This is a genomic window from Sphingomonas sp., from assembly GCF_042095875.1.
GTDB lineage: Bacteria > Pseudomonadota > Alphaproteobacteria > Sphingomonadales > Sphingomonadaceae > Sphingomonas.
In genome coordinates, this window is record NZ_JBELMJ010000001.1 from 180,492 (window position 1) to 204,792 (window position 24,301).

Annotated in this window: 19 protein-coding genes; 11 read left to right on the plus strand and 8 right to left on the minus strand. The window is 67.6% G+C overall.

Annotated elements, in window-relative coordinates:
• Window positions 1–182: 182 nt before the first annotated feature.
• Window positions 183–956: an enoyl-CoA hydratase/isomerase family protein gene (locus ACFDS6_RS00900; RefSeq protein WP_375270219.1), complete on the minus strand. Its 774-nt coding sequence runs from the start codon at window positions 954–956 to the stop codon at window positions 183–185.
• Window positions 953–2,119 carry an acyl-CoA dehydrogenase family protein gene (locus ACFDS6_RS00905; RefSeq protein ID WP_375270220.1) on the minus strand — a complete coding sequence of 389 codons (1,167 nt, stop codon included), beginning with the start codon at window positions 2,117–2,119 and terminating at the stop codon, window positions 953–955. The genes ACFDS6_RS00900 and ACFDS6_RS00905 overlap by 4 nt, the downstream gene beginning before the upstream one ends.
• A gap of 249 nt (window positions 2,120–2,368) precedes the next feature.
• On the opposite strand from ACFDS6_RS00905, the gene ACFDS6_RS00910 reads away from it, so the two are divergent.
• The 6 genes from ACFDS6_RS00910 (at window position 2,369) to ACFDS6_RS00935 (ending at window position 14,669) form a co-directional block, all read left to right on the plus strand.
• Window positions 2,369–4,495, plus strand: coding sequence for an autotransporter assembly complex family protein (locus ACFDS6_RS00910; protein WP_375270246.1), 2,127 nt, complete (start codon window positions 2,369–2,371; stop codon window positions 4,493–4,495).
• Window positions 4,495–8,715, plus strand: a complete 4,221-nt coding sequence (locus tag ACFDS6_RS00915; protein ID WP_375270221.1) for a translocation/assembly module TamB domain-containing protein — start codon at window positions 4,495–4,497, stop codon at window positions 8,713–8,715. The genes ACFDS6_RS00910 and ACFDS6_RS00915 overlap by 1 nt, the downstream gene beginning before the upstream one ends.
• A 62-nt stretch (window positions 8,716–8,777) precedes the next feature.
• Window positions 8,778–10,250, plus strand: a complete 1,473-nt coding sequence (locus ACFDS6_RS00920; protein WP_375270222.1) for a flavin-containing monooxygenase — start codon at window positions 8,778–8,780, stop codon at window positions 10,248–10,250.
• A gap of 303 nt (window positions 10,251–10,553) precedes the next feature.
• Window positions 10,554–11,837: an EAL domain-containing protein gene (locus ACFDS6_RS00925; protein ID WP_375270223.1), complete on the plus strand. Its 1,284-nt coding sequence runs from the start codon at window positions 10,554–10,556 to the stop codon at window positions 11,835–11,837.
• Complete coding sequence (locus ACFDS6_RS00930) at window positions 11,822–14,221, plus strand: ATP-binding protein (protein ID WP_375270224.1); 2,400 nt, start codon at window positions 11,822–11,824, stop codon at window positions 14,219–14,221. The genes ACFDS6_RS00925 and ACFDS6_RS00930 overlap by 16 nt, the downstream gene beginning before the upstream one ends.
• 64 nt (window positions 14,222–14,285) lie before the next feature.
• Window positions 14,286–14,669 (plus strand): response regulator, encoded by a 384-nt coding sequence (locus tag ACFDS6_RS00935; protein ID WP_375270225.1) that lies wholly within the window; start codon window positions 14,286–14,288, stop codon window positions 14,667–14,669.
• On the opposite strand, the gene ACFDS6_RS00940 is transcribed toward ACFDS6_RS00935, so the two are convergent.
• Window positions 14,666–15,514 (minus strand): methyltransferase domain-containing protein, encoded by an 849-nt coding sequence (locus ACFDS6_RS00940; protein WP_375270226.1) that lies wholly within the window; start codon window positions 15,512–15,514, stop codon window positions 14,666–14,668. The genes ACFDS6_RS00935 and ACFDS6_RS00940 overlap by 4 nt on opposite strands.
• Window positions 15,515–15,575: 61 nt before the next feature.
• On the opposite strand from ACFDS6_RS00940, the gene ACFDS6_RS00945 reads away from it, so the two are divergent.
• The 3 genes from ACFDS6_RS00945 to ACFDS6_RS00955 are packed head-to-tail and all read left to right on the plus strand — an operon-like array spanning window position 15,576 to window position 17,031.
• Window positions 15,576–16,301, plus strand: a complete 726-nt coding sequence (locus tag ACFDS6_RS00945) for a ComF family protein (RefSeq protein ID WP_375270227.1) — start codon at window positions 15,576–15,578, stop codon at window positions 16,299–16,301.
• Between the two features lie 32 nt (window positions 16,302–16,333).
• Window positions 16,334–16,591: a glutaredoxin 3 gene (gene grxC / locus ACFDS6_RS00950; protein ID WP_375270228.1), complete on the plus strand. Its 258-nt coding sequence runs from the start codon at window positions 16,334–16,336 to the stop codon at window positions 16,589–16,591.
• An 8-nt stretch (window positions 16,592–16,599) separates the two neighbouring features.
• Window positions 16,600–17,031, plus strand: a complete 432-nt coding sequence (locus tag ACFDS6_RS00955; protein ID WP_375270229.1) for a DUF1178 family protein — start codon at window positions 16,600–16,602, stop codon at window positions 17,029–17,031.
• Between the two features lie 915 nt (window positions 17,032–17,946).
• Here the strand turns inward: ACFDS6_RS00955 and ACFDS6_RS00960 are convergent.
• The 3 genes from ACFDS6_RS00960 to ACFDS6_RS00970 form a co-directional block, all read right to left on the minus strand.
• A complete protein-coding gene (locus ACFDS6_RS00960; protein WP_375270230.1) occupies window positions 17,947–18,633 on the minus strand; it encodes an SDR family NAD(P)-dependent oxidoreductase in 687 nt (228 codons plus the stop codon).
• Window positions 18,634–18,660: 27 nt separating this feature from the next.
• Window positions 18,661–19,293, minus strand: coding sequence for an SDR family oxidoreductase (locus ACFDS6_RS00965; protein ID WP_375270231.1), 633 nt, complete (start codon window positions 19,291–19,293; stop codon window positions 18,661–18,663).
• 140 nt (window positions 19,294–19,433) lie between these two features.
• Window positions 19,434–20,108: a peroxiredoxin-like family protein gene (locus tag ACFDS6_RS00970; protein ID WP_375270232.1), complete on the minus strand. Its 675-nt coding sequence runs from the start codon at window positions 20,106–20,108 to the stop codon at window positions 19,434–19,436.
• A 113-nt stretch (window positions 20,109–20,221) separates the two neighbouring features.
• Here ACFDS6_RS00970 and ACFDS6_RS00975 point away from each other — a divergent pair, with 113 nt between their 5' ends.
• Window positions 20,222–21,118, plus strand: coding sequence for a LysR substrate-binding domain-containing protein (locus ACFDS6_RS00975; protein WP_375270233.1), 897 nt, complete (start codon window positions 20,222–20,224; stop codon window positions 21,116–21,118).
• Window positions 21,119–21,211: 93 nt separating this feature from the next.
• Window positions 21,212–21,982: an enoyl-CoA hydratase/isomerase family protein gene (locus tag ACFDS6_RS00980; RefSeq protein WP_375270234.1), complete on the plus strand. Its 771-nt coding sequence runs from the start codon at window positions 21,212–21,214 to the stop codon at window positions 21,980–21,982.
• Between the two features lie 199 nt (window positions 21,983–22,181).
• On the opposite strand, the gene ACFDS6_RS00985 is transcribed toward ACFDS6_RS00980, so the two are convergent.
• Window positions 22,182–22,610 (minus strand): PA2169 family four-helix-bundle protein, encoded by a 429-nt coding sequence (locus ACFDS6_RS00985; protein WP_375270235.1) that lies wholly within the window; start codon window positions 22,608–22,610, stop codon window positions 22,182–22,184.
• A 712-nt stretch (window positions 22,611–23,322) separates the two neighbouring features.
• Window positions 23,323–24,301, minus strand: a 979-nt coding sequence (locus tag ACFDS6_RS00990) for a hypothetical protein (RefSeq protein ID WP_375270236.1), incomplete at its 5' end; no start/stop codon positions are given.

The window sequence follows — 24,301 nt, forward strand, 5'->3', positions numbered from 1 at the left end:
CTGCCGCCCTTGGTCACGCTTGATCAATCTTTCACCCGCCAGCCTGTGATGACGCTCACGGGCGCGTCGCCCATGGCAGCTTGTCTGTCCCAGATGCGCTTATCGGGCGTTTGTCGCAAATGTTTCGCAGCGGCTGCGGTTATTTTCCCCCCAGGCCAGCGATCGCACGCGCGACGCGACCGTCAGCCGCGCACGAACACGCCCGCGCGGCGCTCCCCCACCGACTTGATGCCCTCGCGGAAGTCGGCGGTCTGCATCAGCCGGTCCTGCTCGGCGCGCTCATGCTCGGTGCGGGTGCGTACCGCCTCGGCCAGGTCGCCGCGCATCGTCGCGCGCGTCGCCTCTACCGCTAATGGCGCGTTGCGCGCGATCTCGCCCGCCAGCCGCTCGGCTGCCGCGCGCAGGTCTTCGAGCGGCGCGATCTCGTCGACCAGGCCGTAGCGGAGCGCCTCCTCCGCCTTCACGCGGCGGCCGGTCAGCAGCATCAGCGAGGCATGCTGCTCGCCGACGACGCGGGGCAGGGTGGCGGTGATGCCGAAGCCGGCGTGGAAGCCGAGGGTCACGAAATTGGCGGAGAAGCGTGCCTCCGGCGCGGCGACGCGGAAGTCGCCGACGAGCGCCAAGCCGAGCCCGGCACCGACCGCCGCGCCCTGAACGGCGACCACGACCGGCTTCTTAGCGGCGAACAGGCGATAGGCGCCGCGGTAGAGCGCGGGCGTCTCGCTCTCGCCGCTCTCGTCCGCCAGCGGCTTGTCGCCGGTCAGGTCGGCGCCGCCGCAGAAGACCTTGCCGGCGGTCGCAAGCACGATCGCGCGGACCTCGTCGTCGTGGCCGAGTTCCTCGAACACGTCGGCGAGCGCGTTGACCAGCACCGCGTTGACGTGATTGTGCGGCGGGCGATCGATCACGACGGTCGCGACGTTACCACTCGTGGCGACCGAGATATGCTCTCTCATGCTCGTGTTCCCAACAGGTTGCGCGCGACGACCCAATTGTGGATCTCGGTCGGGCCGTCGTAGATACGCATCAACCGAATGCGCGCGGCCATCTGCTGTAGCGGCATCTCGCGCGTCATGCCCATCGCGCCGAAGCATTGCATAACGTGGTCGAGCACCTCCCAGGCGGTTTCCAGCGCGAAGCTCTTGATCATCGACACCTCGGTGCGGGTGTCGCGACCCTGATCGAGCTTCCACGCGCAATCGTAGGTCATCAGCCGCGCGGCGTGGAGCTTGATCGCGGCGTCGGAGACCCAGTTCTGCACCGTCTGCCGCTCGGACAGGGGCTTTCCGAAGGTGGTGCGCTGCGGCGCGTAGTCGATCATCATGTCGAGCGCGCGCTGCGCCATGCCGATCGCGTTCGCCGCCATCTCCGCGCGGCGCGTGGCGAGCCGCAGCTGCATCGGCGCGAAGCCCTGCCCCTCGGTGCCGAGCAGTTTCCACGAAGGGACGCGGCAGTCCTCCAGCACGACCTCGTACAGCGTCTCGCCGCCGATGACGGGAATGGGGCGCACGACCTCGAAGCCGGGTGCGTCGCCGTCGACCAGGAACGCGCTGATGCCGCCGCGCGCGCCCTTCTCGCGATCGGTGACCGCCATCAGGATGGTGAAATCGGCGCGGTTCGCCTTGGTGATCCAGATCTTGCGACCGTTGATGATCCAGTCGTCGCCGTCCCGGACCGCGTAGGTCTTCATGCCCGCCGGATCGGCGCCTGCTCCGGGTTCGGATATGCCGATCGCGCTGATGGTCTCGCCGCGCACGTAGGGGGCGAGGTACGCCTCGCGCTGGCGATCGTCGACGGTGGCGGCGAGCATGCGCAGGTTGGGCGAGTCGGGCGGCAGCGTGTAGGGCACGATCGTGCGGCCCATCGCCTCGTTGACGCCGACCATCGCGACCGCGGGCAGATCGTGTCCGCCAACGTCCTCCGGCGCGTCGAGGCCCCACAGCCCGAGTTCGCGCGAGACAGCGTTGACGCGCTCGGTTTCCTCGGGCGTGAGCTGCACCTCCTCGCCCGCGATCGCGCGGTCGAGCACGCCTGCCTCGAGCGGCACCAGCTCGTCCTCGACGAACCGCCGCACGAGGTCGGCGATCATGCGATGGTCTTCGTCCAGCTCGAAGTTCATGTGCTCTCCCAAGCGCGTTTCGTCAGCCTTTAGGCTCGCCGGGCGGAGGATGCCAACCTTCGCGCTTGAAAAGTAGGTAAAGGATCGGGCAACCCATTGAGGCTAGAAGCGTTGCTGATGAAACGGGGGTGTAACGGTACAACCGACGCCTCGCGTAAAGGGGCGAGTGTGTTGAGTTCATCGTTTCGTATCACACTGCTGGTCGCCACGTCCGCGCTCGCGCTGACGGCGGTGCCCGCGCTCGCCCAGATGAACCAGCCCGGCACCGCGCCCGCGCGCGGCCCCGATGCGCCGAGGTCGGCGACGCAGACCGACGGCGCGACGGCGGCTGACGGTCAGGGCGACGGCGCGATCATCCCCGACGCCGAGTTCAACAGCGCGCTGCCGCCGCTCAGCAACGACATCAACGCGCCGCTGGAGCCGATGCCGCTCGACGCCACGTCGACGCAGCGCCCCGTCGCAACCGCAACCTCGACACCCGCCGCGCCGGTCGCGCAGGCCGCGGCGCAGGAGCCGATCACGCCCGGCACGCTGCCGCCGCCCGCGCCGATCGACCCGCAACTGGCGGCGCCACTCGAGCCGTTGTCGACGTTCAACACCGTGCCGTTGCAGACCGCCGCCGATACGACCGACCGCGACGCGCCCGAGATCGCGTACGAGACCGTGGTGCGCGGGCTCGATCCGCTCGACCTGACCGACGAGTTCAACGCATTGTCGGCGCTCAAGGAAGGCGACGGCAAGGCCGTCAACGCCACGCAGGTCGCGGCGCGTGCGCGCGAGGACGAGAGCCTGGCCGTGCGGCTGATGAAGTCGATCGGCTATTACGACGGCACGGCGGCATCGACGCTGGAGCAGCCGGCGGTGGGCACGAATAACAAGCTGCGCGCGATCGTCAGCGCGACGCCGGGCAAGATCTACACGCTCGGCTCGATCGAGATCAAGGCGGGCGAGACGGTGCCGGCGGGGCTGGTGCAGCGCGAATTGCCGCTCAAGGTCGGCGACCCGATCGAGGCGGCGCGCATCCAGGGTGCGGAAGCGAACGTCAGCCTGAAGCTGCCGCAGCAGGGCTATCCCTTCGTCAAGGTCGGCCAGCGCGACATCCTGCTCGATGGCGAGACGTGGAAGGGCGCGTACACGCTGCCGGTCGACACCGGGCCGCGCGCGTCGTTCGGTCAGCTCCGCACGGAGGGCGACCCGGTGTTCTCGGTCGAGCATCTGAACGTCTTTCCGCGCTTCGACCAGGGGCAGCTGTACGACATCCGCCTGACCGACGACCTGCGGCAGGCGCTGGTCGCGACGGGCCTGTTCTCCAACGTCTCGGTCGAGCCGGTCCGCACCGGCCAGCCTGGGCCCGACGGGACGGAGCAGGTCGACCTGCTGGTACGGCAGGCGAAGGGACCGTTCCGATCATTGTCGGGCAGCGCCGGCTACGGCACCGGCGAGGGCGTCAAGGTCGAGGCGGCGTTCACGCACCGCAACCTGTTCCCGCCGGAGGGCGCGTTGATCGTGACCGGCGTCGGCGGCACGCAGCAGCAGGGCGCGTCCGTCACCTTCCGCCGCTCGAACGCGGGCAAGCGCGACCGCACGGTCAACCTGCTCGGCAGCGTGCTCAGGCAGGATTACGACGCGTTCAACGCGGTGACCGCGACGATCTCGGGTCGGATCAGCTACGATTCGACGCCGATCTGGCAGAAGCCGCTGACCTACGCGTTCGGGTTCGAGCTGATCGGCACCAACGAGCAGACCTATGATTTCGAGGCGGGCGGGCGACGTCGGCGCAATTACGGGATCGTCGCGCTGCCGGGCCAGGTGCTGTTCGACCAGTCTGACAGCCTGCTCAACCCGACCAAGGGTTATCGCCTGAAGCTGAACGTCAGCCCCGAAGGTGCTGTGTCGGACGGTGTGAGGCCGTACGCGCGCACGATGGTGGAGGCGACGGGCTATTATCCCGTCAACGACAGCCTGGTGATCGCGGGGCGCACGCGCGCAGGCGCGATCTTCGGCATCGACCGCGACGACCTGGCGCCGTCCCGGCGCTACTACGGCGGCGGCGGCGGGTCGGTGCGCGGCTACGGCTACCAGCGGCTCGGGCCGTTCGATCCAGAAGGCAATCCGGTCGGCGGGCGCAGCATCAACGAGTTCGCGATCGAGGCGCGCTATCGCTTCGGCGATTTCGGCATCGTGCCGTTCTTCGACGCGGGCAACGCGTATGAGGGCACGTTCCCCAAGGGCGGGAACCTGCGCTACGGCGCCGGCATCGGCGGGCGCTTCTACACCAATTTCGGGCCGATGCGCGTCGATGTCGCGACGCCGCTGAACCCGCGCGAGGGCGACGGGAAGATCGCGCTCTATATTTCGATCGGGCAGGCGTTCTGATGACTGACGATACGCTCCCGACCGAAGAGGTGATCACCACCAAGCGCCCGTTGTGGCAGCGCGTGCTCAAGTGGATCGGCATCGCGGTGGTCGCGATCCTGGTGCTGCTGGTCGCGATCGTGCTGGGCATCAACACCGATCCGGGTCGCCGCTTCGTCGCCGACCGGATCGGCGATTACACGACCGAGTCGGGACTGAACATCCGCGTCGGGCGGATCGAGGGATCTCTCTACGGGCAAATGTCACTGATCGACGTGCGCGTGAACGATCCCAAGGGCACCTTCCTGTCGTCACCCAGGATCGACGTCGACTGGCGGCCGTTCGATTACCTCAACAACCACGTCGACGTGCGCAGCGCGACGAGCCAGTTGATCACGCTGCGGCGCAACCCCGAGCTGAAGGAGGTGCCGCCCAAGCCCGAGGACGCCAACGCGCCAATCCTGCCGGATCTCGACATCGACATCGGGCGGTTGCAGGTCGCGCGCTTCGTCATGGAGCCGCCGGTCGCGGGGCAGCGGCACATCGCGCGCTTCGACGGTCAGGCGCACATCGCCGATCGCCGCGCGCAGCTGACGGTGGACGCGGTCGCGCTGCGCGGTCCCGGCGTCGCTGGCGGGGACACCGCGCGGGTCAAGATCGACGCGGTGCCCGACGACAACAAGCTCGATATCCGCGCGCGGATCGCAGCACCCGCGAACGGTGCAATCGCGCAGGTCGCGGGGCTGAAGGCGCCGCTGACCGCGGCGATCGACGGTCGCGGCAGCTGGAAGGATTGGCGCGGCAAGCTCGTCGCGACGCTGGGCGCGGGTACGCTCGCCGACCTGACGGTGCAGGCGAACGACGGACGGTTCCAGGTCAACGGTCTGACCCGTCCGGGCCTCTACCTGAAGGGGCCGGTCGAGCGGCTGACCGCGCCGGGGTTGCAGGTCGCGATCGACACGCGGCTGAGCGAGCGTCGCGCCGACACGCGGATCAAGCTCAAGTCGAACGCCCTGTCGGTCGACGCGGGCGGCCTGGTCGACCTCGCCAACTCACGACTCGGCAATTTTGCGGTCGACGCCGCGCTGCTGACGCCCGGCGCGATCGCGCCCAACCTGCGCGGGCGCGACGTTCGCGCGCGCGTCGTGCTGAACGGCCCATTCGCGACGCCGACCGTCGACTACAAGCTACGCGCGGCCTCGATCGGCTTCGCGGAGACGAACGTCGAGAACGTCTACGCCGAGGGTCTGGCGCGGGTGAACGCCGACCGCATCCTGGTGCCGGTCCACGCGCGTGCGCGCCGCATCACCGGGCTCAATCCCGCGCTCGGCGGGTTGACCACCAACGTCAGGATCGACGGCGACCTCGCGATCGCGATGCCGAACGTCCTGTCGGACAATCTGCGCATCCGCTCCGACACGATCGACGCCACCGCGGTGATCGCCGCCAACGTCGCGACGGGCCGCTACACCGGCGGGTTGAAGGGGCGCGTCAACAACTTTCGGGTCGAGAGCGTCGGGATCATCGACCTGACCACCGATGCCAATCTGGTGCCAGGGCCGAACGGCGGCTTCGGGATCAACGGCCGGGTGGCGCTGCGCACCAAGCAGTTGTTCAACGAGGGCGTGCGCAACTTCCTGGGCGGTAACGCGACCGCGAGCATGCGCTTCGGCTACTCGCCCGAGGGGATCGTGACGTTCAGCGACCTGCGGCTGAACGCGCCGCAGTTCCGTGTCACGCGGGGCCAGGGGCGTTATGATCCACGCGGTGGGTTGCTGGTCGACGCCGACGCCTATTCGACCCAATATGGTCCGCTCTACGCACGCGTGACCGGCACCACCGATGCGCCGGTCGTGCGTCTGCGTGCGCCGCGTCCGGGCGTCGGCATCGGGCTGGCCAACCTGGACGCGCGCGTCGTCGGGCGGGGCGGCGCCTATCAGGTCAACGCGACCGGCGGGACGAACTACGGCCCGTTCACCGCGGACGTGCTGGTGACCCCCGGCAACCAATTGGCCGTCGACCTGCGCCGCGTCGTGTTCGCGGGCATCAACTTCGCGGGTCGCGTCGTGCAGACCGCGGCCGGTCCGTTCGCGGGGCAGGTGCGCTTCGCCGGATCGGGGCTCACCGGCACGGCCGACCTGGGCGCGCAGGGCAAGTATCAACGCGCCAGCGTCAACGCGCGCGCCTATGCCGCGAAGATCCCGGGCATGACCGATTTCACCATCGGTCGCGCGATCATCAACGGTACGGTCGTGCTCTACGACACGCCGTCGGTCGTCGCCGACGCGCAGGTCGCCGACCTGCGCTACGGTCCGACTGTGATCCAGTCCGGTCGCGTCAAGGTGAACTACACCGGCGGGCGCGGCAGCGCGCAGGCGTTGCTGACCGGATCGAACAGCGTGCCGTTCCGCGTCGCGATCAATGCCAAGCTCTCGCCGGACGAGTATCTCGCCGCCTTGCAGGGCGAGGCCAACGGCATCGCGTTCCGCACCGCCAACCCGGCGCGCGTGGTCGCGAACCGCGGCGGCTACGAACTCCAGCCGACGCGCATCAACTTCACGCAGGGCAGCATCCGCCTCGCCGGTCGCTACGGCGGGGGTGCGACCAGTGCGCAGGTGCGGCTCGACCGGCTAGATCTCGCGATCGCCAACGCCTTCGTGCCCGACATCGGGCTCGGCGGGCAGGCGACCGGCAGCCTCAACTTCGTCCAGCGCTCGGCGAATGCGGTGCCGGAGGCGGACGTTCGGATCAACGTCAGCAACTTCACGCGATCCAGCCTGGCGGCGGTGTCGGAACCGGTCGACGTGGTGTTCCAGGGTCGGCTCGACGCGGCGGCGGGCGAGGGGCGCGCGCTGATCAAGCGCAGCGGCACCACGGTCGGCAGGCTGGTGACGCGCCTCACACCCGCGGGCAGCGGTAGCTGGTCGACGCGGCTGATGCAGGGGCCGCTGTCGGGCGGGATCCGCTACAACGGACCGTCGGGCGTGCTGTTCAGCTTCGCCGGCCTCGCCGAGCAGCAATTGTCGGGGCCGATCGCGATCGCGGCCGATTTCGGTGGCACCGTGTCCGCGCCGCGGATCAACGGGCTGATCCGCGCCGACAATCTGACCTACGACAACGAAACGTACGGCACGCGGCTATCGCAGATGCGTATCGCGGCGCGGTTCAACAACGACCGGCTCGAGCTCACCAACCTGTCCGCGCGCGCGGGCGACGGGACGGTGCAGGCGCAGGGACGGGTCGGGCTCGCGGCGGCGCAGGGCTTCCCGATCGACATAACCGCGCGGCTCGACAATGCGCGGCTCGCCAAGTCGGACGCGCTGGGCGCGACCGCGACGGGCACGGTGCGCGTGCAGAACGGCCCGAACGGCGGGCTGATCAGCGGCGACATCGCGATCCCAGAGGCGCGCTACCAGATCATCCGCCAGGGCGCGGCGGAGGTCCCGGAACTGACCGGCGTGCGGCGCAAGAGCGACATCCGCGAGGGGCGGCCGACCGACCGTCCGACCCCGCCCGCGGTGGGGCTGTTCAAGCTCGACCTGCGCGTCCACGCCGACAACCAGCTGTTCGTCTCCGGCATGGGGCTGGAGAGCGAGTGGGAGGCCGACATGCGGATCGGCGGCACCTCGGCGGCGCCGACGATCGCGGGCGGACTCGACATCGTGCGCGGGACCTACTCGTTCGCGGGCAACCGGTTCGAGGTGTCGCGCGGACGCATCCGCTTCCGCGGCGGTGCGCTGACCGATCCCGACATCGACATCCTGGCGACCACGACCAAGAACGGCGTCACGTTCAACATCGCGATCACCGGCACCGGCCAGCAACCGCAGATCGCCTTCACCTCCACTCCCGCGCTGCCGCAGGACGAGGTGCTCAGCCGGCTACTGTTCGGCACGAACCCGGCGAACCTGTCGGCGACGGAGGCAATCCAGCTGGCGTCGGCGCTCAACTCGCTGCGCGGATCGGGCGGCGGCGGGCTCAACCCGCTCGGCAAGCTCCGCTCGGCGACCGGGTTCGACCGGTTGCGCGTGCTGGGCGCCGACGAGGCGACCGGACGCGGCACGTCGCTGGCGGCGGGCAAGTATCTGACCGACGACATCTACATCGAGATCGTCACCGACGCCCGCGGCTTCACCGCGACGCAGCTGACGATCGCGCTGACCAAGGCGATCAGCGTGCTGTCGCAGGCCGGGTCGTTCGGCGGATCGAACGTGCAGCTACGGTATTCGCGCGACTTTTGAGCGATCGGTCTTTCCTTGCTACTGACATAGGTGTAAGCCGGCGGGAGGAAGAGGAGCCGGCAATGACCGAGCAGTTCGACGTGATCATCGTAGGTGCCGGCCTGTCAGGGATCGGCGCCGCCTATCACCTGCAGAAGAACTGCTCGGACCGGACGTTCGCGATACTTGAGGCGCGTGGGGCGATCGGCGGGACGTGGGACCTGTTCCGCTATCCCGGCATCCGCTCCGACTCCGACATGCACACGCTCGGCTACGATTTCAGGCCGTGGACCAAAGCGAAGGCGATCGCCGACGGGCCGTCGATCCGCGAGTATATCGAGGACACCGCGCGGGAGAGCGGCGTCGATCGCCACATCCGGTTCGATCACCGTGTCACGAGCGCCGCCTGGTCGACCGACGACGCGGCGTGGACGCTCGAGATCGAGCACGGCGGCGAGCAGCGGCAGCTGCGCTGCAACTTCCTCTACATGTGCTCGGGCTATTACGATTACGCCAAGGGACACAGTCCGACCTTCGCGGGCACCGAAGACTTCCAGGGACAGATCGTTCATCCGCAGCTCTGGCCCGAGGACCTCGACTATCGCGGCAAGAAGGTGATTGTGATCGGCAGCGGGGCGACGGCGGTGACGCTGGTGCCCGAGATGGCGAAGCAGGCAGCGCACGTGACCATGCTGCAACGCTCGCCCACCTACGTCGTGTCGCGCCCCGCGGAGGATGCGATCGCCAATCGCATCCGCGCGCTGCTGCCGTCGAAGGTGGCGTACGGGATTACGCGGTGGAAGAACGTGCTGTTCGGCATGCTGTTCTTCAACCTGGCGCGCAAGCGGCCGGAGAAGACGAAGGAGCGGCTGCTCGGCATGGTGCGCGAGCACCTGGGCCCCGACTACGACGTCGCGACGCATTTCACGCCGCGCTACAATCCGTGGGATCAGCGGCTATGCCTCGTCCCCGACGCCGATCTATTCGCGTCAATTAAGCGGGGCGACGCCTCGGTGGTGACCGACACGATCGACACCTTCACCGAGCATGGGATCAGATTGCGTTCCGGTCAGGAGATCGCCGCCGACGTGGTCGTGACCGCGACGGGGCTCGAGTTGGCGTTGATGGGCGGCGCCTCGTTCAGCATCGATGGTCGGCCGGTGCGGCTGGCCGATTCGCTGCAGTACAAGGGGATGATGTTCTCCGACGTGCCCAACCTCGCGTTCACGTTCGGCTACACCAACGCGTCGTGGACGTTGAAAGCCGATTTGGTCGCGCGCTACGTCTGCCGGTTGCTCAATGCGATGCGTCGCAAGCAGGTCCGGCAGGCGACCCCGCGCATCGGCGACGACGAGATCACGCCGCAACCGTTCGCCGATTTCTCGTCCGGCTATATCCAGCGCGCGCTGGCGCATTTGCCGCAGCAGGGTGATCGCAGACCGTGGCGGCTCAATCAGAATTACGCGCTCGACGTCATGGCGCTTCGGTTCGGATCGGTCAGCGACTCGATGGAGTTCTCGAACCCGGCATCCGCGAAGGTGCGCGACGCGGCGTAACTGTACAGAGAGATGCGCCGCCAAGGTGATCGGCGGCGTCACAGTAAGTGGTTCGAGCGAACCGTGGCTCGGTGAAGAGCCAGGGACACGCTCGAACCTGCTGTTATTACCAGGGCTTCAGGAGCGGCCCGGTGATCAGCGCGAAAATGAATGCGAGCATGATAGTCTCCCAGAAAAACTCTCCCGTCGGAGAGCGAGACTTGGTTAAGCGAAGTTAACGCTTCGCACAATATCGCTGAGCCGCCGTTAACCATCTTTCCGGTGGTTAAGTCATTGTTCAACTCTTCCCCCTAGCGTGGGGACATGGACGCGCTCCTCGACAGTTCACATCTGGTCCGCGCGGTCGCGCGGACGCGGTCGGCCTGGCGGTTCCACGTACTCGTGGAAGCCGCCAATTTCGCCGACTTGCGTCGATACCTGGGCTGCGCGCGTGCGGACGTGCTGGTCGACGACATGGCCGAGCGGCTGCGCCAGACGCTGCCGGAGGCGCGGGTTCGCGCGGTCGGTCGCAACCTGATCGAGCTGGATGTCGAGGACGACTCGCCCGATCGGCTGGTTGCGACGATGCTGGCCGCGTGCGACGCGTTCAAGGCGCCGCTCGATCTCGACGGCGAGCGCCACTTGGTCAAGATCGTGATCGGCGGCGCGGTCGGCGCGTGGAACGCGGACGAGGTGCTGCTGGCCGAAGAGGCCGAGCAGGCGCTCGCCAGCGCGCGCGAACAGGACCGGCCGGTCACCCAGGCTATACGGGCGTTGCCGCGCGACGCGATGAAGCTGGCGGAGGAACTCAGCGTCGCGATCGATCGCGGCGAACTGGTGCTGTTCTACCAGCCCAAGGTCCACGCGCGGCGCCAGGAAATCACCAGCGCCGAGGCGCTGATCCGCTGGCAGCACCCGACGCGCGGGCTGATCCTGCCGGGCGATTTCATCCCGCTCGCCGAACAGGCGGGGCTGATCCACCGGCTGACGTTGTGGACGATCGAGCAGGCGATCCGCGATGCCGAGGTCATGCGCTCGCACGGCTACGACCTGCGTCTGTTCGTCAACATCTCAGGCCAGCTGTTGTCCGACGACGCGTTCGTCGCCGGCGCGTGCCGGATGGCCGGCGCGAGCGGTGTCGACCTGGGCTTCGAGGTCACCGAGACATCGGTCATCCGCGATCCCGAAAGCGCGATCGCCAACCTGCAACGCTTCGCCGACATCGGCATTCGGGTCGCGATCGACGATTACGGCGCGGGCCTGTCGAGTCTGGCCTATCTGAAGCAATTGCCCGCGCGCGAACTGAAGATCGACAAGCTGTTCGTCACCCAGCTGACCAGCTCGAACCGCGATCCGTTGATCGTGCGTTCGACGATCGACCTGGCGCACGCGCTCGACATGGAGGTGGTCGCCGAGGGTGTCGAGACGCATGCCGCGCTCGCGCTGCTGACCGTCATGGGGTGCGACATGATCCAGGGTTTCCTGATCAGCCGGCCGGTCGCGCTAGATGCCTTCATTACCTTCATGCGCGAAGACCGCCATCGCCGAACGCCGGAAGTCACGCGCAGCAGCTTCAACCGGCTGGCGGCGACGTGGAAGCGCGCCTGACGCGTCGCCTGCGCGGCCTGGCAATGGTGCTCGCCGCGCCAACGTTGCTGGCTGCCGCACCGCTTGGAACTAGCCCGCAGCGGCAGGCCTTCGACCAAGCAATCGATCAGGCGAAGGCGGTGATGCTGACATCACCCGCCGCCGCCGAGACTGCCGCCAGACGCGCACAAGCCATCGCGGCTTCGTTTCCGCTGGCGGACACACGAGACCGATCGCAGGCGACCGCACTCTGGCTGCGCGGTGAAGCTACCGGACGCGCGAACGACACGCGCACCGCGTTGCGATTGCTCGATCTCGCTCGGCGTAAAGCGCGGCCGATCGCTCCACGCTCGAAGCTCTACGGCGATATCCTGCTTTCCGAGGGCGGTCTCCTGATCGAGACTGGCCAAGTCACCCAGGCATTGCGCGCCGTGCAGGAAGCGCACGAGCTGTTCGCGGAGCTGAAGGAGGACCGTAGCCGGGCCAAGGCGCTGATCCTGCTGGCACTTCTGTACGATAGCGCGCGCGATCGCTCGGCCGCGCTTCGTTACTTCAGCCAGGCCATAAACGCGTACGACATGGACCTTGGTCTCGCCATCGCGATTCTTAACGGCCGAGGCATGACGTTGACCGCGCTCGGCCGCTATCCGCAGGCCGAGCGAGATTTCGCCGGCGCGCAGCGGGCCGCGCTGAAGATGGGTGGCGCGGGCTCGCTGCCGATCATTCTGGGCAATCTGGCCAACGTCTATCTATTGCAGCAACGACTTAACGCCGCCGACGCGACGATCGCGCGCGGGCTTGCCTTGTCGCAGAGGCGGGACAGCGCATTCGCCCATTCGATGTTCGTTCGCCTCGCCGCACAATCGGCGTTGCAGCACGGCAATCTGCCGCGCGCGCGTCGGCTGATCGAGGAGCGCTTCGCCGGCGTCGATCTGTCGCAGACGATCCTGACCGAGCGGGACGACCACCAGACCGCTTACGCGATCTATACCGCATTGAACGAACCTGCCGCGGCGCTCGCGCACCTGAAAGCGCTCAAGCGACTCGACGATCAGGCGACCGAGGTCGCGCGCTCGAACAGTGCGGCGCTCGCCGCCGCGCGCTTCGACTACGCCAACCAGGAACTGCGCATCGCCAAGTTGAAGGCGGGCGAGTTGCAGGCGACGGTGGCACACGAGCGCGATCGTGCTCGGTTGGAGCGGCTGATCTTCGTCGGGGCGGGCGTGACCGGCGCGGTGATCTTGCTGCTGCTCGGCATCGCGATGCTGACGCTGAGGCGCAGCCGCGACCGGTTGCAGGTCGCGCGCGACAAGCTGGAGCGCGCGCTCGCCGCCAAGACCGAGTTCCTGGCCGCGACCAGCCACGAGATCCGGACGCCGTTGAATGGCATCCTCGGCATGACCGAGGTGATGATCGCGGATCGCACGCTCGAACCGACGATGCGCGACCGGCTATCGGTCGTCCACGGCGCGGGCATGACGATGCGCGCGCTGGTCGACGATATCCTCGACGTGGCGAAGATCGAGACGGGCAAGATGACGATCGAGGCGACGCCATTCGATCTGCGCCGAACGGTCGACGAGGCGTGCAGGCTGTGGCGCGAACAGGCGGAGGCCAAGCATCTCGGCTTCCTGCTCGACATCGATTCATGCCCCAATTGGATCGTCGGCGACGTGACGCGGGTTCGCCAGATCGTCTTCAACCTGTTGTCCAACGCGGTGAAGTTCACCTCGGCGGGTTACGTCAGCGTCGCGACGACGTGCAGCGTCGATCGCCTGTCGATCCGCGTCACCGACACCGGGATCGGGATCGCGCCCGACGCGCACGAGCTCATCTTCGATTCGTTCCGGCAGGGCGAAGAGGGCATCTCGCGACGGTTCGGCGGAACCGGGCTGGGGCTGTCGATCTGCCGCAGCCTGTCGCGCGCAATGGGTGGCGACGTGAGGGTCGAGAGCGCGCTGGGGGAGGGCGCCACCTTCACGCTCCACCTGCCGCTGATCGCGGCGGAGGCACCCATCGACTTCGATGCGGCGCCGCCGATGATGCTGGTGGTCGGCAACCCGATCACGCGCGCGATGCTGAAGGCGCTGTTCGAGGCGGAGCGGGAGGTGGTCGTCGCGGCTGATCTGCCGGCCGCGATCGATCTCGCGCGAGCGCGGCCGATCGACCGTGTCATGGTCGACGCGGACGGGACCGTTCTGGATGGTGCGAGCGGGCTGAGCGCACTGGTCGCGTCGGCCGGCCCCGCGCCGGTGGCGCTGCTGACGCCGCCGCTCGCCGCCGAGCAGCGCGCGCGCGTGCTAAGCAGTGGCATCGCCGCGCTGATCGAGAAGCCGATTGGCAAGAAGACGCTGGTCGATCGGGTGCTGAACCTCGACGTCGTGCTTGTGCGTGGCGCGGCTTAGCGTAAGCTGTGCTGGTCATGGATAACACAGGAGGCGCGGTACCGCCGCGTAAGCGTCACCGGTCATGAACGTCCTGTTTATCGAAGACGATCGCATGAACCGCCGCGTGGTGCGCGACATGCTCGACGTGGCCGGCGCCCGGATGGAGGAAGCCGAGAGCGCGGAGATCGGGCTGGCCCGGATTAATGCCGAGGACTTCGACATGATCCTGGTCGACCTGCGCATGCCGGGCATGGATGGTCTGACCGCCATCGGCCACATCCGCGCGCGCGGCGATGCCAAGGGTAAGGTGCCGATCATCGTCGTCACCGCCGACCGCGCGGTCGACCTGCGCGAGCGCTGTCTCGCGGCCGGCGCGGACGACGTGATCTTCAAGCCTGTCGCGATGGACGCGCTGTTCGAGGCGATGGGGCGCCTGCTCGCCAGCGACGGCGACGACCTGATCTAGCCGAAGCGGCCGGCCGGGCGGGGTAGGACCGATTCGCTCGCCTCGCGCGGCGGGGCGCGCCGGCCCGCGTCCTGTTCCGGCGAGGGCGCCCAGCCAGTCAGGAAGACGATCTCGAACCGCTCGGGCGTGCGCCCGTCGGCGTCCGCGCGCGCGGCGAAGGCGGCGGCGGCGCGCGCAAGCGCGTCGCGCCCGAGCGGCGAACGGTCCTTGAGCACGTTGGTCGCGCCCATCCCGCGCAGGTCGTCGAGCAGGCGGCCGAGCGTCGCGTAGCGCACCGTCAGCGTCTCGGCATCGGCCACTGGCAGCTTGAACCCGGCGCGCAGCAGCAGGTCGCCGCCCGAGCGGACCTCGACCTGCGGATGAACGCGAACGGCGGGGCGCTCCTGCTCGGCCTCGCGCAGTACCGCGCGCAGCGTCGCGAGCGATCCGGCGCCGATGAAGGCGCCCAGGAACAGCCCGCCGGGACGCAGCACCCGCCGGATCAGCGCGAGCGCGCCGGGCAGATCGTTTACCGTGTCGAGCGTCCCGGCGGCGATCACCAGGTCGAAGTTCGCGTCGGCGAACGGCAGGCGGTCCTCGTCGCCCTGCACGCCACCGGCGGCGCGCGCGAACGCGAAGCCGGGGTCGAAACGGGCGACGCGGGCACCGGCCGGCGGCGTCAGGCTGGCGTCGAAGCAGCCCAGGTCGAGCACGTCTTCGAAGGTCCGCAGCACCGACGACCAGCGCTCCTCGATGCCGTCGAGCATGACCGCGCGAAGGAAGTCGTGTCCCTGCCAGCTCGGCGCCGCGCGATCGCGGCGGCGGCGGCGTGCGGATCGATCGAAGATTTCGGGAGGCGATGTCACGCGGTGCTTGTGGGGGCGGCGGCGTGGCGCGACAAGGGGGCAGCGGAGGCGGGGTGAGGCGATGCGCGTGCTGGGCGAGGTGCTGGGGCTGGTGCGCGATCTCGCGCTGCCGCCGCGCTGTCCGGGATGCGGCGAGATCGTCGGCGCGGCGCATCGGTTCTGCGCCGATTGCTGGTCAAGCCTGCACTTCCTGGGACCGCCGTGGTGCGCCGGGTGCAACGTGCCGTTCTCGCACGATCGCGGACCCGACGTGCGCTGCGCGCGGTGCCTGGCCGATCCGCCGAGGCACGCCGGCGTACGCGCGGCGGTGGCGTACGGCGACGTCGCGCGGACGCTCGCCCTGCGGCTGAAATATGCCAGACGCACCGCCTACGCGGAGACGGCCGCGCGGTTGATGCTGCGTCACTTGCCCGCGGAGGCGTCGCTGCTGATTCCCGTTCCGCTGCATCGCGGGCGGTTGTGGCGGCGCGGGTACAACCAAGCCGCGTTGATCGCCGACCACCTGTCGGCGCTGAGCGGCGTGCCCGAGATCCGCGACGCGTTGCAGCGGCACCGTGCCACCGCGCCGCTGCGCGGGCATTCGGCGCGAGCGCGGCGGCTGGCGGTGCGCGCGGCGTTTCGTGTTGGTAGCGATGCGATCGCGGGTCATCATGTCGTGCTGGTCGACGACGTCTATACCAGCGGCGCGACGACGGACGCGTGCACCGCGGTTCTCCTGCGCGCGGGGGCGGCCAGCGTCACGATCCTGACTTGGACGCGCGTGATCGGCGACGAGACGGCGGATTGACAAGCCGGGCGCGCGACCACAACTCGGATGGCATGGCACAGGTTGAAATCTACACCAAGGCGTTCTGCCCTTACTGCTCGCGCGCGATGCGGCTGCTCGCCGACAAGGGCGTCGAGCCGACCGAGTTCGACATCACGCTGGACCGTGCTAAGCGCGAGGAGATGCTCGGGCGCGCCAACGGGCGCACCACCGTGCCGCAGATCTTCATCGACGGGCAGCACGTCGGCGGATCGGACGACCTCGCCGCGCTGGAGCGTGCGGGCAAGCTGGACGCGATGCTGGCGGTCTAGGCGCGCGCGTGATCGTCTTCGACCTGCGATGCGCGGGCGACCACGTGTTCGAGGCGTGGTTCAGTTCAAGCGGCGCGTACGAGTCGCAGCGCGAGCGCGGGCTGATCTCCTGCCCGATCTGCGGCGGAAGCCAGGTCGAGAAGGCGGTGATGGCACCGCGCGTCAGCGCCAAGGGCAACAGCCTGCCCGCGGCACCTGCCAAGCCCGACATCAAGGCGCTGTTCCACGCGGTCGCGAGCGCGCAGGCCGCGGCGCTCAAGAACTCGCGCTGGGTCGGTGCCGGCTTCGCCGCGGAAGCGCGCGCGATCCACGAGGGCGAGAAGCCCGACACGCTCATTCACGGGCAGGCGACGCGCGAGGAGGCGCGCGCGCTCGCCGAGGAGGGCGTGCCGATCGCGCCGCTGCTGGTGCCGATCGTGCCGCCCGAGACGCTCAACTGACCGGCGTCAGAGAGGAATTCACATCCGTGGCGGCTGAGACGGGAGCTGGGTGTAAGCACCGCGGAGCACGCATGAGATTGCTCCTCTCTTCCGCACACATGCGCGATGCTTGCTTTCGTCGGCCTTGAACCAACAGGCACGAGGCGGCTGTCACGGATTCGGCGCGGTTCACGGTCGATAGAAGCGGAACGGAGCGCCTTCGAGCTTTTGAAGCCGAACAGGTCTAGGCTCAGGACCTGTCGTATGGCGTTTCGGAGCGGTGGCGGCTAGGTCATCAGCGGCGGTCGAGCCGTCGGCAGGTCACCTGTTCTGCCCGCTGAAGAGACAGATGATCCGTATGAAGCCGTATCCGCGAGGGAGCATGGTTCGCCACGCGTGGATGATCGTCAGCCGAAGGCAGGTCGCCGGACCGGGCGATGATCGGCGCCACGCAGCGGACGCCAGCCCGCTCGCGATACAGTTCTTGCCCGGCATGTCGGGCGTGTTTGGGGGAATTCCTGGAGTGCAAGCTGCACGCCGTCTGCGATGATCGGACGCCCGCGGGTCATGCTGCTCAGCGGGCGGCGATTGAGAGACCTGCCCTCATGTGCGAGGCGGTCCCAGCCTCTATCGACGAAACCACGCGCTCGAAGATGTTCGGCCACCTCAAGCAGTGGGGGCGCATCCACACTCGGTACGAACAATCCGCGTACGTCTTCATGTCCGCCATCGCTCTCACCGCAGACATCCTCTTCTGGATCAATCGATAAGTTGTGAGCCATGAGTGATCTCGGTCATGCTTCTGGCACGGATAGCAAGCCCACCAGAGCCTTGGTCGATAGGGCCAGCGAGGCTGCTAACGCGAAAGGGCCGGCGCGCTCGCCGACCGGCTATGACCGGTGAGCCAAGAGGCAGCCGTGAGCGGCCGATTGTAAATCACCACGGGAGGTCCTTGTCGAACCGGTCGACGTAGCGCAGTCCGGACTTGCCCCGGTTCGCCTCGATCATGTCCACAACCAAGGGTATGCTTTCTTCGATCGACAGCGTCGCTCCGCTGCCGCCCATGTCGGTGCGGACCCAGCCCGGGGCCACGAGCAGCAGCATGTGCCGGTCGCCGGCGTTTTTGGCGGCATAGCCCTTCATCAGCATGTTGAGCGCGGCCTTGCTCGACGAGTAGAGCTGCCAGCCGCCGTTCGCGTTCGCGATGCTGCCGAGTTCGGAGGTCATGATCGCGATCGTGCCGCCCGCAGGCACGAGGTCGCGCAGCATCTCGGCTGCGCGCACCGGCGAGAAGGCGTTGGTCAGCATCATGTCGAGGAAGTCGCGCTCGCTCGCGGTGGCGGGGCTCGCCTCGATCGCGCGCGCGATGCCGGCGTTGATGAAGAGGATATCGAGGCGTCGGCCTGCCAGCCGATCACGCAAGGCCTGCACGCCCTCGGCCTCGTTGATGTCGATCGTCTCGATCTCGAGCTTGCCGGGATGACGCTCGGCGAGTGCCGTCAGGTCGTCCGATCGGTCACGAACCGTCGCGATGACGTGCCAGCCGCGGCCGAGCCATTCCTCGGCGAGGGCGAAGCCCAGTCCGCGCGATGCGCCAACGACAAGGGCAGTCTGATCGGTCATGTTGTTCTCCTTGTTCAAGTAACGTGGTCAGAACGCGGCCTTGCCAATCGAGGCGCCGCCATCGACATGGACGGTCTGCCCGGTGATGAAGCCCGCGTCGTCGGACATGAGGAAGGCGATCGCGGCGGCGATCTCGTCGGGTCGGCCGAAGCGTTGCATCGGCACGCCCGCGAGATAGCGGCGCTCGCCGTCGCTGCCGGGCGCGTTGTTGGCGCGGAACAGCTCGGTCTCGGTCGGGCCGGGCGACACGGCGTTGACGGTGACGCCGGTGGTCGCGAGCTCGAGCGCCCAACTGCGGGTAAAGCTCACCAGTGCGGCCTTGGCGGCGGCGTAGGCGGTGCGCTCGACCGCGCCGAGCACGGTCAGGCTGGTGACGTTGACGATGCGGCCCCAGCCGCGCGCCGTCATGCCGGGCAGCAGCGCCTGCACCGACTGGAGCGCGGGGTGAAGGTTGACACGCATCACCTCTTCGAGCGCCGGGATTTCCACCGCCCCGAGACGCTGCGGCCGGACGAGCCCGATATTGTTGATGACGCCGTCGACGTTGAAACGATCGACCAGGTCGGTGAGCGTCTCGTCCGTTGCGCGCCCGTCGGCGAGGTCGACCGGAACCAGCGTGCCCGGAAAGTCGCTAGCATCGCCCCGCGCGAGGCCGACCACCCGATGCCCGTGTCGAGTGAGCCGGTGGGCGAGTGCGAGGCCGATGCCCTGCTGGCGCCGGTGATGAGGAATGTACGTGGCATGGAAGACCTCACGATTGGAGTGTCCCGGCCGCACGATGCGGCCGGGGACCGGGCACGTCAGGCGGCGACAACCGCGGCGCGGCGGAGCGCCGGCAGCATGTCCTCGGGCTCCGGGCGGCGAGTGTAGTCCGGGTTAACCTCGGCGTAGAGAATCGTGCCGTCCTGACCGATCACGAAGCGCCCGGGCATCGGCAGCGTCCAGCTCGGATCGCCGTTGAACGCCGGCAGGTCGTTCTTCAGTCCCTTGTAGAGGTCGACGAGGTAATCGGGCATTGCGAAGCGCAGGCCGAACGCGGCAGCCACGTCATTGTGCGTGTCCGACAGGATCGGGAAGCCGAGGTCGTTCTGCCGCACCGACTTGCGGCTGTTCACCGCCGTCTGCGGCGAGATCGCGACCAGGCTCGCGCCCAGCCTCTCGAACGCGGGCAGCGCGGCCTGGAGCGCCTGCAGCTCCATGTTGCAATATGGGCACCAGACGCCGCGATAGAAGCTGACGACCAGCGGCCCCTTAGCAAGCAGGTCGGCGGACGAGACGGCCTCGCCATCGGGGTTGTTCAGCGTGAACGACGGCGCCTTGTCGCCGGCCTTAAGCGCGCGGGCCGCGGCGCCGCTCTCGATCAGTTCGGCGGTGGCGCGGTGCATCGTCTCGATGACGGAGGGCGGCACGTTGTAGGGCGGCTTGCCCGCCTCGAAATCGGCCTTGAACGCGTCGAGCTTGGCTTGCAGTGTCATGGGTCTTCTCCTTGCCGGGCGACGATCGCCGCGTGGTGAGGAGGAGATGCGACGTTGCCGCTCGACAGGGCAGTCGGCTCGGAGCGATAACGCTCATTCCCAGGAGGAATGACGTGGACCGATATCAGGCGATGGCGACCTTCGTGCGCGTGGTCGAGACGGGCTCGTTCTCCGCGGCCGCGCGTCAGCTGAACGTCGGACAGCCCGCGGTTTCCAAGACGGTCGCGCAGCTGGAGGACCGTCTCCAGGTCAGTCTGCTGACGCGCTCGACGCATCGCCTCACGCCGACCGAGGCTGGCATGCGCTTCTACGAACGCGCGAGAGCGGCCATCCAGGAGGCCGACGAGGCGGAGCTTGCCGCGCGCGGTGCGGGGGCGGGATTGTCGGGATGCCTGCGCGTGTCGGCGGCGACGACCTTCGCGCGGCTCTACATCATCCCGCTTCTACCGCGGTTCCTGGGCGAGCATCCCGGGCTCGAGATCGACGTCATCCTGGACGACCGCGTGATCGACCTGATCGCCGAGGAGATCGACGTGTCGCTGCGGATGGGGGCGCTGCCGGACTCATCCGCGGTTGCGCGCAAGCTGGCGGCGGGCGGCCGCTCGGTCTTCGCGACGCCCGCCTATCTCGCGCGCGCCGGCGCACCGCAGAGCCCCGCCGACCTCGCCGGGCACGAGACGATCATATACAGCCAATTGACCGACAGCTGGTCGTTCACGCGCGCGGGCACCGAAGCCTCGGTCACCGTGCGCGGCCGCGTTCGGGTGAACGCCGCTGAGGGACTGCGCGCGGCGGTGCTCGCCGACATGGGGCTGACGATCGGGTCGGACTGGATGTTCGGTCCCGAGCTCGCCAGCGGCGCAGTCATGCGCGTGCTGCCGGACTGGTCGCTGCCGCCGATCGACCTGTGGGCGGTGTTCCCGGCCGGGCAGATGACCAGCGCCAAGGCGCGCGCGTTCGCCAGCTTCGTCGAGGCGGCGATGCCCGGCATTTATTCCGCGCCGGCATAAGGCTTATTGCCACGGGCTGTCGTCCGCGCCGCCGCTCGAGCGCCTAGCTGATCCTCACCGCTGCCGATTAGGGCCGCACAGGAGATCAGCATCATGGCCACGTTCGACACCTATCGCGACGCCTTCCCCAACGCGCGCCTGACTCGCAAGGAAAACGGCGTGCTGGAGGTTGCGCTCCACACCGACGGCGGCAAGCTCGTCTTCAACGGTCACACGCACGAGCAGTTCGTCGAGCTGTTCCATCAGGTCGGCGAGGATCGCGACAATCGCGCCGTGATCCTGACCGGCACCGGCGACGCCTTCATGGACGCGATCGATCCCGACGGCTTCGACTTCTTCACCCCGCGCGGCTACGACAAGATCCTGCGCGAGGGCCGCAAGGTGCTGTCGAACATCCTCGACATCGAGGTGCCGATGATCGCCGCGCTTAACGGCCCGGTGCTGCTGCACAGCGAATACGCGCTGCTGACCGACATCATCCTTGCCACGCCCGAGACGGTGTTCCAGGACAAGCCGCATTTCGACTTCGGCATCGTCCCCGGCGACGGTGTGCACCTGCTCTGGCCGCACGTGATCGGGTCGGTGCGCGGGCGCTATTTCCTGCTCACGCGGCAGGTGCTCGATGCCGAAACGGCAAAGGATTACGGCGTCGTCAACGAGATCGTGCCTGCCGACCGCCTGCTCGCCCGCGCGCACGAAATCGCCGACGGCATCGCCGCGCTGCCGCCGCTCACCGGCCGCTACACGCGCATGGCGATCACGCAGCCGCTGCGCCGCCTCATCGACGAGGGCACCGGCTACGGTCTCGCGCTCGAAGGTATCAGCGCCGCCGACGTGGCGCGCTCCATGGCCGCGCCGGGCTGAACCGAGTCGCCGGCCGGTCGCGACGCAGGGCGGCGCTCTCAATAAAAACGGTTTTTTCGCGGCTGGAGCCAACACGTATCACGCTCTCACTACATGAACGAGCGACCGGTTGTGACTTCACTGTTGGTTTCACGTCGTCGGCGCAGCGGCAGACGACGGCAGGTTGGAGAGGCGGCCTGGATGACCGCCTCCTATTCGATCAGCTCTGCGCGTGCTTCAGCGCGCTCATCTTGTCGTGACCCTCACGGACCGACGCATAGGCTTCCTTGATGGCGGCGACGGTCGCCGGCTGAAGACCGTCTTCCTTCATCGCATCCTCGTACTTCGCCTTGATATGGTCCTCGCCGCGCTCGACTTCGTTGATGATCGCCGCGTCGTCCTTGCCCGTCATGGCCTGCTTCAGGTCCATGAAGGTGCGGTGGGCGGCTGCCAGCATGCTGGAGTCGAGTTCGGGTTCGCCGCCGAGCGATCGGACCTGCTCCTGCAGCTTGGTGGCGACCTGCGCGCGATCACGAGCGAAGTCCGCGAACATGGTCGCGAACTTCGTGCTCTCCGCATCCTTCGCGGCGTCCTCATAACCCTTCATGCTGTCCAGGGTGGTCTTGATCAGCCCGTTCAGCACGGACACGTCGTTGTCGTTGCTCACTCGATATCTCCTCGTGGAAAGCCGCTCAACGCAGCCGAGTCAGGAATGGCCCCAAGAAGGGCGAGGATTTCGGCAGCCTGCCGTCGTCCGGTCTCGTGTCCATCTGATCTTCGCCATGCTCGCCGTCGTCCGCGTAGTCGAAGCGGGGGACAACCAATGTCCTTCGGCGGCAAACCTGCACCGTTCCGCCTGAGGAGCAGCGATTTTCAAATTAGTACCCTTTTCGCAAGCCTGCACCGATCCCGATGAGCATGGCGATTAGTCGGTGAAATGCCACCACGGACGGTCGCTCGGGTAGGTTGGAACAACTCTGTCCGTCCACACAGCAACGGACCTAATGCTGACCACGGCTGTTCGCCTGTTTACCGGCTTCTGAGCCTAAGGCAGCGTGGTATGGGGCTCGGATCTGGCAAAATGAAGGTGATGGTTCGCTCCAGCTGTGCCGACAGTTTAGTTTCGCGCTGTTTCCCAGCCTTGCCGAATTTCCGAGCGCGCGAGGAGGAGCCGGCGCCCCGGGTGAAAAACCTTTTCGCAGGTGTATTCGTTATAGTCTGATGGGATAACGGCGATAAATGGGGCTACGGTCAGCAGACCATCTCATTCCGAGCACGAAGCCTCGCAGCTAGCTTCAGTGCTCAATTCACCCAAGCGCGGAACTGGACCAGCGTCTCTAGTATCGGACGCGTGCTGATTTTCAGATTTCGGCTAGAACTTCGACCAGCGCGGCTTCGAGGTCTCGTTCATAGCCAGCCTCGGAGGTGCGCTTGGCACCTAAGATGCGCGCAGCCATCCGGACCCGCTGGTGCGGCACGCCCATCCTGACCGCGAGTTCGATGTTCGTGACGAAGCGTCGTGCGAGCACCTCGACATCGGCGATCGGCACCACAGGCAGGTTGCCTGTTGGGTAGCCTCGCAGCACTTCGGTCCCCTGCCGAGCCGAGAGGTTTAGCACCTCGGCCGCGTCGCGTTTCGTCATCAACGTCGAAAACGGGAAGTCAGCCGCTCGGGAGGAAGAGGAAGTTTTCGCACCATCCCGGGCGAGTGAGGGTCCGATCAAAGAAAGCAGGTCGACGCGACGGACTCTGACTCGGTGGAAGAGCGGCTGGCAGCCATCAACGACGTCATAAGGAAGATCGCCCGCGAGCATCGCCTCAACGACGGTGTCCCACGGTTTGAGCCGACCGCCGACCATGTGCATGAGGTCCACAAGGATCATGGCGCGCGGCAAATCTATCGTCCGCCCGCCAATGATCTTGGAGACGAGGTCTGCGCGCGCGGACGTGGTGGTCTGAGGCACACTATAGCGCAACGCAAAATATGGGTGACCAAGGAGGGGAAGTCGTCCGATAGCGCTAAGCTGCTCGACGGCGTAGTAGGGCAAGCCGAATGGCGCGCTGACCTGATTGAGGTCTAATCGGTTGTGAATGTTTGCGATTACCTGCAAGACCTCATTGCGCTCGAAGACGGGAACTAGGACAGAGCCGCGTGCTACGCCGATCGTTTGGAAGGCACCTTTTCGCCGGAGTTCTACTGTTGGCTTGGTGCCGCGGCCGATCGCCTTAGCCACCTCGACGGAGGTCATCGTTTCCGCGCGCAATCTTTCCCCGTTGACCCCTGCAATGAACCGCCCCGGGTTTGTGGGAGGCCCCAACTCCTGAGAGGAAGGGGCCATG